This is a genomic window from Streptomyces griseoloalbus (genome assembly GCA_014650015.1).
Classification (GTDB): domain Bacteria; phylum Actinomycetota; class Actinomycetes; order Streptomycetales; family Streptomycetaceae; genus Streptomyces; species Streptomyces griseoloalbus.
This window is the reverse complement of sequence record BMUD01000001.1, coordinates 353,381-370,358: the sequence shown is the minus strand read 5'-3', so window position 1 is coordinate 370,358 and position 16,978 is coordinate 353,381. Positions and strand designations below refer to the sequence as shown.

Annotated in this window: 10 protein-coding genes; 9 read left to right on the top strand and 1 reads right to left on the bottom strand. The window is 74.2% G+C overall.

The window, feature by feature from the left end:
• The first annotated feature begins 457 nt into the window (after window positions 1-457).
• From IE178_RS01640 to IE178_RS01610, 7 genes are all read left to right on the top strand, one after another.
• The gene (locus IE178_RS01640; protein ID WP_193511024.1) at window positions 458-1,891 is read left to right on the top strand and encodes a GlnX family signal transduction membrane protein; all 1,434 of its coding nucleotides are present in this window, start codon (window positions 458-460) and stop codon (window positions 1,889-1,891) included.
• Between the two features lie 35 nt (window positions 1,892-1,926).
• Window positions 1,927-2,976 (top strand): glutamate ABC transporter substrate-binding protein, encoded by a 1,050-nt coding sequence (locus IE178_RS01635; protein ID WP_193511023.1) that lies wholly within the window; start codon window positions 1,927-1,929, stop codon window positions 2,974-2,976.
• 84 nt (window positions 2,977-3,060) lie between these two features.
• On the top strand, window positions 3,061-4,398 hold the full coding sequence (locus tag IE178_RS01630; protein ID WP_193511022.1) for a hypothetical protein: 1,338 nt from the start codon (window positions 3,061-3,063) through the stop codon (window positions 4,396-4,398).
• A gap of 22 nt (window positions 4,399-4,420) precedes the next feature.
• Window positions 4,421-7,003: a serine/threonine-protein kinase gene (locus tag IE178_RS01625; protein ID WP_318279780.1), complete on the top strand. Its 2,583-nt coding sequence runs from the start codon at window positions 4,421-4,423 to the stop codon at window positions 7,001-7,003.
• A gap of 3 nt (window positions 7,004-7,006) precedes the next feature.
• Window positions 7,007-8,665, top strand: a complete 1,659-nt coding sequence (locus IE178_RS01620) for a PP2C family protein-serine/threonine phosphatase (protein ID WP_193511021.1) — start codon at window positions 7,007-7,009, stop codon at window positions 8,663-8,665.
• A gap of 111 nt (window positions 8,666-8,776) precedes the next feature.
• On the top strand, window positions 8,777-10,123 hold the full coding sequence (locus IE178_RS01615; protein ID WP_193511020.1) for a vWA domain-containing protein: 1,347 nt from the start codon (window positions 8,777-8,779) through the stop codon (window positions 10,121-10,123).
• An 82-nt stretch (window positions 10,124-10,205) separates the two neighbouring features.
• Window positions 10,206-11,585: an FHA domain-containing protein gene (locus IE178_RS01610; protein ID WP_193511019.1), complete on the top strand. Its 1,380-nt coding sequence runs from the start codon at window positions 10,206-10,208 to the stop codon at window positions 11,583-11,585.
• A gap of 21 nt (window positions 11,586-11,606) precedes the next feature.
• Here the strand turns inward: IE178_RS01610 and IE178_RS01605 are convergent, their stop codons facing one another.
• Complete coding sequence (locus tag IE178_RS01605; RefSeq protein ID WP_193511018.1) at window positions 11,607-12,590, bottom strand: methyltransferase domain-containing protein; 984 nt, start codon at window positions 12,588-12,590, stop codon at window positions 11,607-11,609.
• A gap of 56 nt (window positions 12,591-12,646) precedes the next feature.
• Between IE178_RS01605 and IE178_RS01600 the strand changes: the two genes are divergently transcribed.
• Complete coding sequence (locus IE178_RS01600) at window positions 12,647-13,060, top strand: globin (protein WP_184760569.1); 414 nt, start codon at window positions 12,647-12,649, stop codon at window positions 13,058-13,060.
• A gap of 516 nt (window positions 13,061-13,576) precedes the next feature.
• Window positions 13,577-16,822 (top strand): FtsX-like permease family protein, encoded by a 3,246-nt coding sequence (locus IE178_RS01590; RefSeq protein WP_193511017.1) that lies wholly within the window; start codon window positions 13,577-13,579, stop codon window positions 16,820-16,822.
• Window positions 16,823-16,978 lie beyond the last annotated feature (156 nt).

Below are 16,978 nucleotides of genomic sequence, written 5' to 3'. Positions count from 1 at the left end.
CGCGTACGGCGCGAAGGGGACGGGGCGGGGGTGTCCGCCCGCAGTGGCTGGCGCGTCCGCACCCCCCGCTTCTCAAGTGACCGATTCCGCGCCAGTCCGAGGACGGACACCCCCGACCCGGCCCCGACCCACCCACCACCCACAGGCGCTACAGCGACCCCCACCGAAGCCGCACATGCGCCGCAGGCAGACAACCCGCACCCCCACCGGACCGAATGACGCCGCACCGCAGCCGCTACAACAGCCCCCACCGAACCGAACGCCGCACCGCAGGCATGCGCGGGAACCGAACAGACGGCCCAGACGTGTTCGTGGGCAGGGGGTGGTGCGGCCCGGCACGTCATGCCGAAATTCCCGGCAATCACGCCGCAATCGGATCAAGATCGTGCCAAGGCCGGTGCGGATGTCAGTCCCGGCGGCGATACTTGCCGCGAAGGATGACCATGGGGGAGGTCACATGACACACACGCCGGACACCACGGCTCCACCGGGCCACGCCACGCCCACCTTGCCGACCGTCCCGCCACAGCCCACCCCCGCCCCCACCCCCACCGGCCCCACCCCGCCCCCACCACCACGCCGCACCGCCTTCACCGAGGGCATCGACCGCCTGCGCAGGGCCGCCACCACGGAACCCGGCCGTCTCCGCATCATCGGTGCGGTCCTGGCCGCGCTCGTCGTCGCCTTCGGCGCCGTCACCGCCTGGCAGATGACCGACCGAGCCGCGGCCGCGGACGACGTCCTGACCAGCAGCCAGCCCCTCAGCTCGGACGCCGCCGACATCTACCGCTCCCTCGCGGACGCCAACACCGCGGCGTCCAGCGGCTTCCTCGCCGGCGGTCAGGAGACCGCCGCCTCCCGGGACCGCTACGAGAAGGACATCCGCACCGCGGCCGCCAAACTCGTCAACGCCGCGGCGAACTCCGCCCCCGACTCCCCGTCCGCGGCGACCATCACCAAGCTCAACCGCCTCCTGCCCGAGTACAAGGGCCTGGTGGAACGCGCCCGCACCTACAACCGCCAGGGCTTCCCCGTGGGCGGCGCCTACCTGCGGTACGCGAACGAGAAGATGCAGGAGGAGATGCTCCCGGCGGCGGAGGACCTGTACACGAAGGAGAACCAACGCCTGCGCTCCGACTACGCGGACGCGACCCCCTACCCCTGGCCCGCCATGGCCCTCGGCATCCTCGCCCTCGCCGCACTCGCCTGGGCCCAGCGCCGCACCTACCTGCGCACCAACCGGGTCCTCAACCACGGCCTGGTCGGGGCCACCGCGGCAGCGACCGTGGTCCTGCTCTGGCTGACCCTCGGTCACACCCTGGCCCGCTCGAACCTCAACGACTCCTACGACCACGGCGTCCGCTCGCTCAACGTCCTGCACGACGCCCGCATCGCCTCCCTGAAGGCGCGGGGCAACGAGAATCTCACCCTGGTGGCCCGGGGCGCCGAGACGACGAAGGTCGGCGACGAGACCTTCGACGCCTACGACTACGACTTCGCCCGCGACATGGACACCCTCACCAAGGGCCTGACCCGTGCGGCGGACCTCGCGGACGACGACAGCGGCGCCCGCCCCGTCGACTCGGCGGTGGGCAACATGACCGAGTGGAAGAAGCGCCATGCCGCCGCCCGCGAGCAGGACGAGAACGGCAACTACCAACAAGCCCTGGACATGGTGATCGGCGCCGACGGCGCGACCGGCGAGTGCTTCGACAACGTCGACGAGAACCTGGCCACCGCGCTGGCGCACGAGGAGAGCGAGTTCGAGCAGGCGGCGGACGACGGCCGGGACGCGCTGGCGGGCCTGCCGCTCGGCGCGGCCGTCCTCGCCGTACTGGGCGCGGCCGGCGCCGTACTGGGCATCGGCCGCAGGCTGTCGGAGTACCGATGAACGGGCGCGCGCCGTTGCCGAAGGGGGCCACGAAGATGACCGCACGACAGCTACGGGCCCGTCTCAAGGGCTGGGGCGGCGTGGGCGCGATGGCCACCGCGTGCGCCGTGACCCTGGTGTTGGCACTGCTCCTGACCTGCACCAACTTCCCGTCCCGCAGGGCCGCGGAGCCGACCGGCCAGTCCCTGTCACCCGCCGCGCAGACACAGGAGCAGGCGGACGAGGAGTGCACCGCCCCCGAGAAGCAGACCCTGCCCCCCTCCGACGCCGACGGTCCCACCATCGAGGCGATCAGGAACCGTCAGGGCGAGAAGCGCAAGCTGATCGTCGGTGTGGACCTGAGCAGCTACCGCTGGGGCTACCGGGACCCCAACAGCGGCGAGAGCGGCACCCTCGAGGGCTTCGACATCGACTTGGTGCACCGTATCGCCGAGGACGTACTCGGCGACCCGAACGCGGTCCAGTTCAAGGCGATCCCGACCGACCAGCGCATACCGGCGATCGAGGACGGCCGGGTCGACATGGTCGTCCGCACGATGACGATCAACTGTGCGCGCGTGCGGGACGTGGCGTTCTCCGCGCCGTACTTCAAGACCGGCCAGCAGGTCCTGGCCCCGAAGTCCTCGCCGATCAAGGGATACGACGAGACCCTCGCGCACCAGGAGATCTGCACGGCGACGGGCTCCACCGCGTACTCCCAGCTGGAGGCGGACAAGAAGGCGGGCCGCCTGCCGGAGTCCACCGACATCCGCACCACCGTCCCCAACCAGCTGGACTGCCTGGTGCGTCTGCAGCTCGGCGAGGTCGACGCGGTGGTCACCGACGGCGCGCTCGCGGCCAGCCAGGCCGCGCAGGATCCGGCGGTCCAGCTCAAGGGCGAGGCGTTCACGACCGAGTACTACGGCGTGGCGATGAAGAAGGACGCGGACGACCTGGTCCGCCGGGTCAACCGGATCCTGGTGGACTTCCGCGAGGACACCGAGGACGGCTGGCAGGCCTCGTACACCGAGTGGTTGTCGGCCACCCTGGGCGACGACCCCTCCCCGTCGGAACCACCGGCCCCCGAGTACTTGCGTAAGAGCTGACCCCGACCGCCCCCGAGGCAGACAAGGCACACCACAACCACCCACAACGCCCCCAATCCCAACCCCTTCAGCGAGAGGTGATCGATGGCCGACACGGATCCCGCCGGGCCGGTGATGGACCGGGACGAGGTGGACCGTGCGCTGGCGCGGCTCGGCGCGGAGCACGAGGCGATCGAGACCTCGCTCCTCGCCCTGCAGGACCACGCGGGCCGAAGACTCCTGGAGGGCGCGCGGCTCACCGGCCTCACCGAGCAGCGCTGGACGGCCACGGAGGCGTCGATCACGCTGCTGTGGACCTGCTTCGACGCGTACACGGACGCGCTGCGCACCGCCCGGCACATCCGGTCCCGCCGCCGCTGGTCCAGCCGCGAGGACCTGATCGAGCTGACGGAGCTGCTGCGCGGCGAACCGGTGACGCTGGCCGGCAGCGCGACGGCGACCGTCACCGCACCGGCGCCGAACGCCACCGCTCCGCACAGACTCAGCGAACGCTACTCGCTCGCCACGCTCGTCGACCGTATGAACGATCTGTACGCGTCCTCGCTGGACATGGTCGTCGCCGCGGACGCGGTGTGGTCGGCGCTGCCCGCGCGGATCGATCTGCTGGCGGCCGAACTCCAGCGCACCAGCAGGCTCGCGCACTCCGTGGGCGTGCGCCCGGGCGAGCACCCGGCGGGCGACGACCTGGAGCGGATCACCCGCACACTGACCAGGCTGCGCGAACAGGTGGTGTCCGACCCGCTGGCGTTCTGGAAGCCGGCGGAGGGCAGTTCGGCGCCGGGCGGCGGCAAGCCGGACACGACGGTGTACGACCGCGAGGCGCGCGCCCTGGAGGACGTACGCCGCGAGATCGACGCGGTGCTGACGGTCCGGCAGGACGCCGAGAAACGAATCGTCAGACTGCGCGACATCCTGTCCCGCGCCGACCGCACACTCGCCGAGGCCCGCACCGCACGCGGCGAGGTGCTGGCGAAGATCGCCGCGACGGAGGTCCCGGTGGTCAGCGGTCCGCCGACCGCGCTGCACGAGCAGTTGTCGACGGCCGCCGAGTACCGCAGGCACGCCCAGTGGCACCGCCTGTCCCCGCTCCTGGAGTCCCTGGAGCAGAAGGCGGAGGACGAACTGCTGCGCGCCCGGGAGTCGTTGACGGCGGTCACGGCGCCCCTGGCGGTCCGCGCCGAGCTGCGCGGCCGGCTGGACGCGTACAAGGCGAAGGTGGCCCGGCACGGCCTCGCGGAGGATCCCGAGCTGGTGGAGCGGTACGAGAAGGCGCGGCGGATGCTGTGGAGCGCGCCCTGCGACCTGCGCGCCGCCGAACAGGCGGTCCTGCGCTACCAGCAGGCGGCCACGGAACTGCTGGGCGGTTCACCGCGGGTGCCGGGACCGGGCGTGCCCGACGACCGGAGGGGGCCCGGCGCATGAGCGGCGAGGGGGAGGCACCGTCATGAACGAAGCGGTAAACCGGTCGGGGAACGGGACGGGAGACCCGTCGGAGAACCAGGGCCACGGCCCGGCGCGGCGCACGTGTCAGCGCCCCGACTGCGGCGGCGCGTACGAGGATGTCGGCGGCGGCGAGCTGTACTGCGACACCTGCGGCCTCGCCCCGGTCGTGTCACCGACCGGCATGGTCGCCTCGCCCCCGACCGGCATCACGGTGGGCGGCCGCGGCTCGCGGGGCTCGGGCAGCGTCGGCTCGCACGGCTCCCGCGCCGGCGGCCGCGGTTCGCGCACCTCGTCGCAGTCGTCGAAGTCCCGTCGCTCGGTCTCCGGACGGCTCTCGCGTGCGCTGTCGGGCCGGGCCACGGGCCGCTCGGTGTCGGTGCGCAGCTCCGGCGCCGGCGCCGGTTCCTCCGGCCGGGGCCGCCTGGGGGCCGGACTGGTCGAGGTACCGCCGATCCCGCGCCCCGATCCGCGCGCGATGGTGCTGGACGATCCCGAGGTGCCCGAGCGGAAGCGGTTCTGCTCGCGTGCGGACTGCGGGGCGCCGGTGGGCCGGGCCCGCAGCGGCCGGCCGGGGCGCACGGAGGGCTTCTGCACCAAGTGCGGTCACCCGTACTCGTTCGTCCCCAAGCTGCGGACCGGGGACGTCGTGCACGGCCAGTACGAGGTGGTCGGCTGTCTGGCGCACGGCGGGCTGGGCTGGATCTACCTCGCGGTGGACCGGGCGGTCTCGGACCGCTGGGTGGTCCTCAAGGGCCTGCTCGACACGGGCGACCAGGACGCGATGGCGGCGGCGATCTCCGAGCGGCGCTTCCTCGCGGAGATCGAGCACGCCAACATCGTGGGGATCCACAACTTCGTGGAGCACCTCGACCAGCGCACCGGTTCCCTCGACGGCTACATCGTCATGGAGTACGTCGGCGGCAAGTCCCTGAAGGAGATCGCCAACGGGCGCCGCACTCCGGAGGGCAGGCGCGATCCGCTGCCGGTGGAACAGGCGTGCGCGTACGGTGTCGAGGCGCTGGAGGCGCTCGGCCATCTGCACAGCCGGAACCTGCTGTACTGCGACTTCAAGGTCGACAACGCGATCCAGACCGAGGACCAGCTGAAGCTGATCGACATGGGTGCGGTGCGCAGGATGGACGACGAGGAGTCGGCCATCTACGGCACGGTCGGCTACCAGGCGCCCGAGGTCGCCGAGGTGGGTCCCTCGGTGGCGTCCGACCTGTACACGGTCGCCCGGACGCTCGCCGTCCTCACGTTCGACTTCCAGGGCTACACGAACGTCTACGTGGACTCCCTGCCCGACCCGGACAACATCGAGGTGTTCCGGCAGTACGAGTCCTTCTACCGGCTGCTGGTCCGCGCCACCGACCCGGACCCGGGGCGCAGGTTCGCCTCCGCGCAGGAGATGACCGAGCAGCTGACGGGAGTGCTGCGCGAGGTCGTCTCCCTTCAGTCGGGCCGGGCCCGCCCCGCGCTGTCCACGCTGTTCGGCCCGGAACTGCGGGTGACGGACACGGAGTTGTTCCCCGCGCTGAACGGGGACGTCTCCCGCCTGGGCACCCGGGCCCTCCGCCCCCGGAAGGGGGAACCGCGGCCCCTCCCGCCCGCCGCGGGCTCCCCCGCCGTCCCCTCCTCTCTCGTCAGGCCCGTCGACCGCGCCGCCGCCGCGCTCGCGCTGCCCGTACCGCACGTCGACCCCTCCGACCCCAACGCCGGTTTCCTCGCCGGTCTGCTGGCGTCCGCTCCCGGTGAGCTGATCCACGCGCTGGCCGCCGCGCCCGCCCCGTCGGCCGAGACCCGGCTGCGCCAGATCCGCGCCCGGCTGGAGACCGGCGACCGGTCCACCGCGCTGGAAGCGCTGGGCGCGCTGGAGGCGCAGGACCCCGACGACTGGCGGGTGGTCTGGTACCGGGGTCTGGCGGGGCTCGTCACCGGGGACCACGAGGGCGCCGCACTGGCCTTCGACGCGATCTACGACGCCTTTCCCGGCGAGATCGCGCCGAAGCTGGCGCTCGGTCTGTGCGCGGAGGTGCTGGGCCAGTTGGACAACGCCGCCGAGTACTACCGCCTGGTGTGGTCGACCGACCCGAGCTATGTGAGCGCCGCGTTCGGGCTGGCCCGGGTCCACCTCGCGGCCGGGGACCGGCGCGGCGCCGTGCGGACGCTGGAGTCGGTGCCGGAGTCCTCGATCCACTACACGGCCGCGCGGGTGGCGGCCGTCAGGGCACGGCTGCGCGGGCGCGCCGCGGCGGCCGTTGACGTACCGTTCCTGGACGACCTGACCGCGGCCGCGGGGCAGGTCGAGGCCCTGAAGGCGTACGGTCTGGATCCGGCACGACGCGAGCTGTTGTCGGCCGAGGTCCTCGGCTGCGGGCTGGACTGGGTACTCTCCGGGGGCCAGGGTTCCGCCCCTCCCGCCGCCGGGGGACGGACGCTGCTCGGCAGCGGCCTGGACGAGCGGGGTCTGCGCTTCGGCCTGGAGCGTACGTACCGCACGCTGGCCCGGCTGGCGCCAAGCGGCGAGGAGAGGATCGACCTGGTGGAACGTGCCAATCGTTACCGCCCCCGGACGTGGGTGTAGTTGATGTCGCAAATGCCCCAGCAGGCCGCTCTGTCGAAATGCCCGAGCTGCGAGGAGCCCCTCGAGTCGGGTGATCGTTTCTGCGGTGCGTGCGGATACGACCTGTCGGTGGTTCCCGCACGGCCGAAGGACGAGCCGACGATCGCCATGAACGGCTCGGTGCCGTCCCAGGTGTCGGCCGACCGTGCCCACCCCCGGCCCCCGTCGGCGCCGCCCGCCGCACCGGCCTGGCCCGCGCCCGGCCGGGACGGCTCCGCCGGTGCGCCCCCGGCCCACCGGCCGACGGACCTGCCCGGCACGAACTCGGACGGCTCCCCCCTGCCGGGCGAGCCCGCCCACCCGGCCCCCGCCGCACCCCGAACGCCGGCCGCAGGCGCCCCCGCCCAGGAAGCCCAGGTCCCGCCGCCTCTGGCCCAGGGCACGCCCGTACCGCCGCCTTCCCCCCGGGGCACTCCCGTACCGCCGGCCCCCGCCCAAGAAGCCCCCGCGCCACCGCCTCCACCCCAGGGCGCACCGGTACCACCGCCCCCACCGCCGCCGACGGCACCCCCCGCCCCGTCGTCCGGTGTGCGCTTCGACCGTCGCGCGCAGTCGGACGCGCCCGCCGCCCCGGCGCCCGCACCCTCCCCCGCCCCCTCTTCCGCCCAGCGGCCCGGCGGTGTCCATCAGCCCGCGCAGCCCGACGAGTACCCGCTCCAGGCGCCGGACCCGCGCGTGGCCGCCGAGCCCGCGCAGGCCGCCGGTGGCACGGCGGTGTGCGTGGCCTGCCGCGCGGGCCGGGTGGACGACGACGGCTACTGCGAGAACTGCGGCCACGCCCAGCCGCGCGAACGGGACCACATGGAACAGGAATGCGGCCCGATCGCCGCGGTCAGCGACCGCGGCCTGCGCCACCACCGCAACGAGGACGCCTTCACCGTCGGCACCACCACACTGCCCGACGGCTCCCCCGCCTCCGTGGCGATCGTCTGTGACGGCGTCTCCTCCGCGACCCGCCCCGACGAGGCCTCGCTGGCCGCCTCCCGCGCGGCGAGCGAGTCGCTGCTCGCCGCGCTGCCGCACGGCACCCACCCGCAGCAGGCGATGCACGACGCGATCATCGCCGCCGCCGAAGCGGTCAACGCGCTGGCCGACGAGCCCGCGGCGGCCCGCGAGCACGCCCCGCACCAGAACGCCCCCGCCTGCACGATCGTCGGCACGGTGGTGACGGCCGGTCTGCTGGTCGTCGGCTGGGTCGGCGACAGCCGCGCCTACTGGGTCCCGGTCGACCGCTCCGCCCCGCCGGCCCGGCTCACCGAGGACGACTCCTGGGCCGCGCAGATGGTCGCCGCGGGCCTGATGGGCGAGGCCGAGGCGTACGCCGACCAGCGCGCCCACGCGATCACCGGGTGGCTCGGCGCCGACGCCTACGACCTGGAACCGCACACCGCGTCCTTCAAACCGGACCGGCCCGGAGTGATCGTGGTCTGCACGGACGGCCTGTGGAACTACGCCGAATCGGCCGACCGGATGGCCGAGGTCGTGCCCGTCGACGCCGCCGCGCGACCGCTGCACAGTGCCCGGGTTCTGGTCGGTCACGCCCTCGACGGCGGGGGCCACGACAACGTAACAGTGGCCCTCGTGCCGTTCCCGGCCGTCCCGCAGGGGGCAGGATCGGCCTGAGGCCGCGTACGGGAAGCCTCTCAAGGGGAAGCCTCAACGGACCGGAGGGGACCGGTCCGTCATCCGTCGTCGCCCCGCGCCGTCGGGGCTCCAAGGGGGATCGACACAGGCATGGCCAATTTCTCGAAATCGAACGTGCCGCAGTTCTCGGTGGACGTGTATCAGAACGAGTACCTGCCGGAGGGCGGCCGCGAGGTCAACGCCATCGTCACGGTGACGGCGACCGGCGGCGGCACCATCGGCAGCGCGGTGACGGCACCCCACCTCTACTCGCCCGGTGAGGGACCGTCGGCCGCCGTGGTCCTCATGGTCGACTGCTCGGGCTCGATGGACTATCCGCCGACCAAGATGCGCAACGCCCGCGACGCCACGGCCGCCGCGATCGACGCCCTGCGCGACGGCGTGCGCTTCGCGGTGGTCGGCGGCACGCATCTGGCCAGGGAGGTGTACCCGGGTGACGGCACTCTCGCGGTCGCCGACGCCGCCACCCGCGAGCAGGCCAGGCAGGCGCTGCGCAAGCTGAGCGCGGGCGGGGGCACGGCCATCGGCACCTGGCTGCGGCTGGCCGACCGGCTGCTGGCGTCGGCGGACGTGGCGATCCGGCACGGCATCCTGCTCACCGACGGCCGCAACGAGCACGAGTCGCCGCAGGACCTGAAGGCGGCCCTGGACGCCTGCGCCGGACGCTTCACCTGCGACGCCCGCGGTGTGGGCACGGACTGGGAAGTGAAAGAAGTCACAGCCGTCGCCTCCGCCCTCCTCGGCACCGCCGACATCGTCGCCGACCCGGCCGGCCTCGCCGCCGACTTCACGCAGATGATGGAGACGGCGATGGGCAAGGAGGTCGCGGACGTCTCGCTGCGGCTGTGGACCCCGGTCGGTACGACGGTGAGGTTCGTCAAGCAGGTCGCGCCGACGGTCGAGGAACTGACCGGCCGCCGCATCGAGGCGGGCCCCCGCGCGGGCGACTACCCCCTGGGTTCCTGGGGAGACGAGTCCCGCGACTACCACGTCTGCGTGGAGGTCCCGCCCGCGAACATCGGCCAGGAGATGCTGGCGGCGCGGCTGTCGCTGGTCATTCCGCAGCCCGACAGCAGTGTGCAGAACCTCGGCGCGCAGGGTCTGGTACGGGCCGTGTGGACGGACGACATGGCCTCCTCGACGTCGATCAACCCTCAGGTCGCCCACTACACCGGGCAAGCGGAACTGGCCCAAGTCATCCAACAGGGTCTCGATCTGCGCAAAGAAGGAGATATCGACGGAGCAACGGCCAAACTGGGTCGTGCCGTTCAGCTCGCGAGCGCGTCCGGCAACGCGGACACTGCGAAACTGCTTGCGAAGGTGGTGGACGTGGTCGATGCCGCGACGGGTACTGTGCGACTGAAGGCGAAGGTCGAGGAGGCCGACGAGATGACGCTCGAGACTCGGTCCACCAAGACCGTTCGTGTGAAGAAGTGATCCGGAAGTAAACGAGCCCGGCCCCTCGGGGTTGGAGAATCCCGGCCGGAGACGGCCGGACAGGAGAGGGGGAAGCGCCGACATGCCGACCTGCCCGAACGGACACCAGTCGGGTTCCGACGACTGGTGCGAGGTGTGCGGTCACCGCATGGCGGGTGCCGTGCCCCCACCTCCTCCCCCACCGCCCCCGCCGGGCGGCGGCTACGGATTCCCGCCGCCCGGCGGCCCCGCCGGTGGTCCCGGCGGCCCGGGAGGCCCCGGCGGTTTCGGTGGCCCCGGCGGCCGGCCGGAGCTGTGCCCGCAGTGCCGTACGCCGCGTGAGGGCGGTGCGCCGTTCTGCGAGGAGTGCCGGTGGAACTTCCTGACGAACACGGCGACCTCGTACACCCCGGCGGCCCCGCGTCCACCGGCCCCCGGCCCGGGCCCCGGTCCCGGCGGCCCCGGCGGGCCCTTCCAGCAGCCGCCCGGCCCGTCGTACGGCGGCGGCGGTGACTCCTACGACTACCAGGGCTCGCGTCCCTCGCAGGTGAACCGGCCCGCCGAGCCGATCCCGCCGGGCCCGCCCGGCTTCGGCGGCGACCCGTCACGACCGGTACCGCCGCCGCCCGGCCCGGGCGGTCACGGGGGACCGGGCGGACATGGGGGACCCGGCGGACCGGGTGGGCACGGCGGTCCCAACGGCCCCGGTGGCCCCGGTGGCCCCGGTGGCCCCAACGGCCCCGGTGCTCCGCAGGCGTTCCGGCCCGGACCGTCCGGACCGCAGGCCCCGCCCGCCCCGCACGGGTTCCCGCAGGAGACCGGCCGCCCGCAGCCGAGCGGCCCGGCCTTCGGTGGCGGTGAGGACGACTGGGTGATCTCCCCGCCGAACGGCGGTCCCGGCGGCCACGGCGGTCCGGGAGGCCACGGCGGTCCCGGCGGCCATGGCGGCCCCGGCCATCCGAACGGCCCCGGTCAGCACGGCGGTTACGGCTATCCGCAGCCCGGCGGGACCCAGGCGCCGCCCGCACCCGGCGCGCCCGGCGGCTTCCCCCAGCAGCCCCGTCACCAGCAGGGCCCGGCGACCTGGACCGCGACCATCGGTCCGGACCGCGAGTACTTCATGGCGATGATGCAGCGCTCCGGCCCCGAGGCCGCGGGCCTGAACCTGCCCGCGTACTCGCCCGAGCAGCAGCGCACGCTCACCGGCAACCAGATCACCATCGGCCGCCGCCGCCACTCCACCGGCGACACCCCCGACATCGATCTGTCGACGCCGCCGGAGGACCCGGGCGTCTCGCACCAGCACGCGGTGCTGGTCCAGCAGCCGGACGGCACCTGGGCGGTCGTCGACCAGAACTCGACGAACGGCACGACGGTCAACGGCTCGGACGAGCCGATCCAGCCGTTCGTCCCGATCCCGCTCCAGGACGGTGACCGGGTCCACGTCGGCGCCTGGACGACGATCACCATCCGCCGGGGCTGAGGCCCGCTCAGCGGGAGGGCGTCATGAGGGCACCGGCCAGACGTACGGCCCCTGGGGGTCGTCCAGCCAGGCCCGGTCGCCCTCGCCGCCGGCCGTGAGGCCGTAGCGTTCGCGCCGCGGCCTGCCCTCGCGCTCCCACAGGTCGTACGCCTCCCGCGGGTCGAGGCTGCCGGCGGTCAGCGCCAGCAGGAACCGCAAGAGTTCGCTTCCCCGGGCCGTGGCCGGCAGCCCTCCCAGGTCGGGCTGCTCCCGCCACGACCGGCCCGCGCCGCGCAGCGGCACGAAGTAGGCGGGCGTGTGCAGGAAGCGCCCCTCGGCGTGCCCGGCGTCGCGCACCGTGAGCGCGACCAGGCCGGTGGCGAAGGGGGCGACGATCCGCGCACCCGGGCGGCACTGGGCGAGCCAGGCGCGCGGGACGGACGGCAGGGCGCAGGTCGCGACGATCCGGTCGAAGGGGGCGCGTGCGGGCACCCCACGCGCGCCGTCGCCGGTGACGACGGCCGGGTGGTACCCGGCGGCGTCGAGGTGCCGGCGGGCCGGCTCGGTGAGCTCCGGATCCAGGTCGACCGTGGTGACCAGGTCGTCGTCGCCGAGCCGGTGGGCGAGCAGGGCGGCGTTGTAGCCGCTGCCGGTGCCGATCTCCAGGACCCGCTGCCCGTCTAGGACGTCCAGGCCGACCAGCATCAGCGCCATCAGGGAGGGCTGGCTGCTGGAGGAGAGCAGTTCGCCGTCGCGCAGCCGGATCGCCAGCGGGGTGTCCTCGTACGCGCCGCGCAGCCACCGCTCGCGCGCCCCGGGGTCGGGGTCCTCGGCCCACCGGCGTTCGTAGCCGCCGACGGCACCCACGTAGTAGGACGGCACGAACAGATGACGGGGCACGGCGGCGAACGCCTCCCGCCACACCGGGTCGGCGTCGAACGCCCCGCGCGCGGTGATCTCGCGCACGAGCGCGGCCCGCGCCGAGACAGCGAGGCCGTCACCGTCGACACGGTCCTGCCCGTCCATGGCTCCACAGTAGGGCGGTCCTAGGCCTTGAGTCCTATGTCCCGCCGTCTGAGACCATGGACGGCGTGACAGAGATTCGGCGCGGCACGCTTCAGGAGCAGACCTTCTACGAGCAGGTCGGCGGGGAGGAGACCTTCCGCCGGCTGGTCCACCGTTTCTACGAGGGAGTGGCCGGGGATCCGCTGCTGCGGCCCATGTATCCGGAGGAGGACCTGGGCCCGGCCGAGGAGCGGCTCGTGCTCTTCCTCATGCAGTACTGGGGCGGTCCGACCACCTACAGCGACAACCGCGGCCATCCCCGGCTGCGGATGCGGCACGTCCCGTTCAAGGTCGACCGGGCGGCGCACGACGCCTGGCTGAAGCACATGCGGGACGCGGTCGACGAGCTCGGCCTGTCCGAGGAGCACGAGCAGACGCTGTGGAAGTACCTGACGTACGCGGCCGCCTCGATGATCAACTCCGCGGACTGATCGACTCCCTGGCTGATCGACCCCCCGAAACACGCGCCCGGACAGCCCTTGCCCGGTGTGTCGATTCCAGGGCTGCACCTTCCCGGACCAGGGCGGCATCCACCTGGGCGACGGCGTCCTGATCGGCCCGAAGACCGATCTCGTCTCGTCCGACCGCCCTCTCCTCCCCGGATGAGGGCCGTGGCGAAGCGGGCCTCTTGCTCAGCTGACCGGTGTTGAACGGGCATGACCAGGAACGCAGAGCCCGCTGACCACGCACGACGGGCACGCCACCGACCCGGGATCGAGATCGCTCCGCCACCGCCGATGTCCGTTCGGATTTTCCTCGACGGCCCGACGGCCCGGACGTCAGGATTCCGCTCGCATTCCGGTGAGGCGGCGCCGCATTCCGATCACAATCCGGTCAAGCCCGTACTCAAGGCGCTTACCCGTGGCCCATCGCCTCTGACAGCATCACCCGGAGGTCCGACAACCACGGGGGGTTGAGTGGCTGCCGCAGGGGGGTCTGCGAGATTCGTGCTCGCCCGTGCCCGGGCGCACCGGCCCCTGCTCGCCGCCGCCCTGCTCACGGTCCTGCTGACCACGGCGGTCCTGGCGACCCTCACCGCCTATTCCACGACGATCGGCGACGCGGCCCTGCGGCATGCCCTGGCCGATCCCCGCGACGCCGCCGGCACCACGCTCGCTGTGAAGGCCGAGGTCCCCGCGGACCGTCGCGCCGCCGCCGACGCAGCCGTACGCGAAGGAGCCCGGAAGGCGTTCGACGGGCTGCCGGTGACGCTGCGCACCCTCACCCGCTCCGGCCCGTACGCCCTGCCCCGCTCCCTGCGCCCGCCCGACCGGCGCGCGGAGACGGACGAACCCGACCTCACGCACTTCGCGGCGCTGGACGCGACCCAGGTGCGGATCACCGAGGGCCGGATGCCCCGGGCGGCGGGCGGGACGACGCTCGAGGCCGCCCTGCCCGAGGCCGCCGCCCGTGTCCTGGGCGTGCGGCCGGGCGCGCGGCTCGCCCTGGACAACCGGCTCGACGGGCCGCCCGCGACGGTGCGGATCACCGGCCTGTACCGGCCCGTGGACACCGCCGCGCCCTACTGGCAGCTGGACGACCTGAACGGCCGCGGGATCGTCGAGGTCCACTTCACGACGTACGGGCCGCTGCTCGCCGACCCGGTCGTGTTCACCCGCGACCGGGTCAGCGCGGGCGCGTCGGGGTGGCTGGCGTCGGCCGACTTCTCGACGATCGGCACCGGGCGGATCGACGCGCTGCGCGAGGCGGTGCGCCGGAGCACCGCCGCCCTGCCCGATGAGAAGGCGCTGGGCGGCGCGGCGAGCGCCACGAGTGAGCTGCCCGCCGTGCTGGACCGGGTCGAACGCTCCCTGCTCGTCTCCCGCTCGACGCTGCTGGTCATCGCCCTTCAGCTCACCCTGCTCGCCGGCTGCGCCCTGCTGCTGGTGGCCCGGCTGCTGAGCGCCGAACGCGCGGGCGAGACCCGGCTGTTGCGGGCCCGCGGTGGCTCCCGCGTCCAGGTGGCCCGGCTCGCCGCCCTGGAGGCCCTGCTGCTGGCCGTGCCCGCGGCGGCCTGCGCCCCGTTCCTTGCGGGACCGCTCACCCGGCTGCTGGCCGGGCAGGGCGCGCTGGCCCGGATCGGTCTGGATCTGGACGCCTCCGTCGGTGCGGTCGCCGGACGCGGCGCGGTGTGGCTGGTGGCGGCCGGGGTGGCGCTGGGCTGTGCGCTGGCCGTCACGGTCCCGGCGCTGACCTCGTCCTTCACCGTCGGCCGGGCCCGGCCGCTGCCCGGTGTGGTGCGCGCGGGTGCGGACGTGGGGCTGCTGGCGGTGGCCGGTGTCGCGTACTGGCAGCTGAGCGGGCGGCCCTCCGGCGTCGTCGGGGACGACCTCGGTGTCGATCCGCTGCTCGTCGTCGCCCCGGCGCTGGCGCTGCTCGCCGGTACGGTGCTGACGCTGCGGCTGCTGCCGCCGGTGGCGCGGCTGGCGGAGCGCCGGGCGGCGGCCAGCCGCGGGCTGCCGGGGGCGCTGGCCGGCTGGCAGTTCAGCCGCCGCCCGATGCGCGGGGCGGGACCGGTCCTGCTGCTGGTGCTCGCGGTGGCGCTGGGCATGCTGGCGATCGGCCAGGGCTCCTCGTGGGAGCGTTCGCAGGACGACCAGGCGGACTTCCGGGCGGGTGCGCCGGTGCGGGTCCTGGCGGCCGGGGAGGACGGATTCGGCCGTACTCAGGCGTACGCGGCGGTGCCCGGCGTGCGCCGTGCCGCTCCCGCCGTCCGTACGACCGTGCCGCTGTCGGGCGGGCGGACGGCCACCGTGCTCGCGCTGGACACCGCGCACGCGGCGGAGACGATGCTGACGCGTTCCGACCTGGCGCCGGTGCCGCCGCGCACCATGATGTCCGGGCTGTCGCCCAAGGGCAGCGCGGCGGGCGTCCGCGTACCGGCGGGCACCGCGCGACTGGCGCTGACGGCCCGGTTGCGGGGCGCGGACACGGCGAGCACGGTCGATGTCCGTGCCACCGTCCAGGATTCCTACGGCACCCCGTACACGCTCGACCTCGGCGGGCTCCGTACCGACGGGAGGCCCCACGGCCTCACCCTCGACCTCGACACGAGCGCCGAGGCACCGATGGGCGCGCTGACACTGACCGGGCTCCAGCTGGACCTGACCCAGCCGGTCGACAAGGCCGAGCGGCACCGCCTCACCCTGGCGGCGCTGACCGCCACGGACTCCGGCGGCCGGGACCGGGAGCTGCCGCTGCCGGCCGAGTGGAAGCTGTCCGCCGTGGCCAGTGGCGCGGTGTCCTCCCCCGGCGGCGGCACCAGCCCGACCCGGCCCCGCGTGGTCCCCGGCGACCCGACGACCATCTCCTACGGCACCGGTTACCTCCCGCGGGACATGTCCTGGCGGGCCTCGCCGCTGACGATCGGCCTCCAGGTCCCGCAGCCGGCGATGTCCGAGGTCCCGGCCCTGGCCACGGACCGCTACCTCGCCTTCACGGGCGCCCGTCCCGGGCAGCGGCTGGACGTGCGGATCGGCGGGTCCACCGTGCCGCTGCGGATCGTGCGGGCGGTGCGCGAACTGCCGTCCACGCCGACCGGCGGAAAGGACGACGGCGGTGCCCTGCTGGTCGATCTGCGGTCCGTCAACCGGGTGCTCCAGGCAGGCCGGGGCGAGAGTGCGCCGCCGAACGAGTGGTGGCTCGCCACCGACGCGGGGGCGTCGGCGCCGGTGGCCGAGGCGCTGCGCGACCGGCCCGACATCGACCCGTCCCGGGTGGTGGTGCGGGACGAGATCGCCGAGGAGTTGCGCGACGACCCGTTCGGCGCCGGTCCCGGGGCGGCGTTCGGTGCGGCGGCCCTCGCGGCGGCGGCCCTGACGGCGGTCGGGTTCGCGGTGAGCGCGGCGGGGTCGCTGCGGGAGCGGTCCGCCGAGTTCGCGGTGCTGCGCGCGCTGGGCGCCTCGCGGCGCCGGCTGGCCCGGGTGGTGCTGGTCGAGCACGGGGTGCTGGTCGGTCTGGCGCTGGCGGTGGGCGTCCTGCTCGGCGCGGTGCTGGCCCGGTCGGTGATCCCCCTGATCATGCTGACCGCGGAGGCCACCCGCCCGGTGCCCGAGGTCCTGGTGGAACTGCCCCCCGCCCGGGTGGCCGCCCTGCTGGCCGCCGTGTCCGCGGCACCGTTGCTGATCACCGCGGTACTGGCCCTGCGCCGGGCCGACCCGGTGACGTCGCTGCGGGAACGGGGAGGTGAGTGACGTGACGGTCCCGGCCCCGAGGCCCCCGGCGAACGCCCCCGGGCCACGGACCCGCCGCCGCGACGGCGTCGCGCCGCCCGCCGCGGTGACCGCGTTCCAGGCCGCCGCCCTCCCCGCCCGTACCGGCACCGCACCGCACGCCCGTACCGGCACCGC

Coding starts and splice junctions, on each gene's coding strand:
- IE178_RS01625 (WP_318279780.1), top strand. CDS start 4,421: ATGAACGAAGCGGTAAACCGGTCGGGGAACGGGACGGGAGACCCGTCG.
- IE178_RS01630 (WP_193511022.1), top strand. CDS start 3,061: ATGGCCGACACGGATCCCGCCGGGCCGGTGATGGACCGGGACGAGGTG.
- IE178_RS01610 (WP_193511019.1), top strand. CDS start 10,206: ATGCCGACCTGCCCGAACGGACACCAGTCGGGTTCCGACGACTGGTGC.
- IE178_RS01635 (WP_193511023.1), top strand. CDS start 1,927: ATGACCGCACGACAGCTACGGGCCCGTCTCAAGGGCTGGGGCGGCGTG.
- IE178_RS01615 (WP_193511020.1), top strand. CDS start 8,777: ATGGCCAATTTCTCGAAATCGAACGTGCCGCAGTTCTCGGTGGACGTG.
- IE178_RS01620 (WP_193511021.1), top strand. CDS start 7,007: ATGTCGCAAATGCCCCAGCAGGCCGCTCTGTCGAAATGCCCGAGCTGC.
- IE178_RS01600 (WP_184760569.1), top strand. CDS start 12,647: ATGGACGGCGTGACAGAGATTCGGCGCGGCACGCTTCAGGAGCAGACC.
- IE178_RS01640 (WP_193511024.1), top strand. CDS start 458: ATGACACACACGCCGGACACCACGGCTCCACCGGGCCACGCCACGCCC.
- IE178_RS01605 (WP_193511018.1), bottom strand. CDS start 12,590: ATGGACGGGCAGGACCGTGTCGACGGTGACGGCCTCGCTGTCTCGGCG.